The organism is Halorubrum sp. SP3, assembly GCF_005435195.1.
In the GTDB taxonomy this organism is placed as follows: Archaea; Halobacteriota; Halobacteria; order Halobacteriales; family Haloferacaceae; genus Halorubrum; species Halorubrum sodomense.
This window is the reverse complement of record NZ_SGTU01000362.1, coordinates 1-463: the sequence shown is the minus strand read 5'-3', so window position 1 is coordinate 463 and position 463 is coordinate 1. Positions and strand designations below refer to the sequence as shown.

Sequence of the window (463 nt, the reverse complement as noted above, 5' to 3'; positions counted from 1 at the left end):
AGGTTTGAGGCGCCCAAAATGATCGGGGCTCAAATCTACCACCGAGACCTGGCCGCGCCCGTCACAGGGCGACCGCGTAGGTTGGCGTACTGGTCGGACGGAAGCCCGGGCGAGAGCTCGTGTGGACCGTCCAGTAACGACAATCCTGGTCACAGTAGCAGCGATAGTCGGGTGAGAACCTCGACGGCCTGAAGAGCAAGGGTTCCTCGGCACTGCAGATCAGCCGAGGGTTAGCCGGTCCTAAGGTGTACCACAACTTGACTACACCGACGGGAAGCTGGTTAATATTCCAGCGCCATCGTGCAGTAAACGCCGACGCCGTGTGGAACGCTGAGCCGGGCACTCGCCCGGTCGAATCGTGGAAACTCGTGGACGCCGTCACGGCACGAAGCGAGCGAAACGCGAAACAGCGAAAGTCAGCCGTACATAGGGCCCGTGAAAAGGCAAGCGCGATGTCCGTACC

General features: G+C 60.9%; 1 rRNA gene. It reads left to right on the top strand.

Features of this window, described 5'->3' with window-relative positions:
* A 23S ribosomal RNA gene (locus EXE42_RS19495) occupies positions 1–463 on the top strand; the annotation flags it as partial.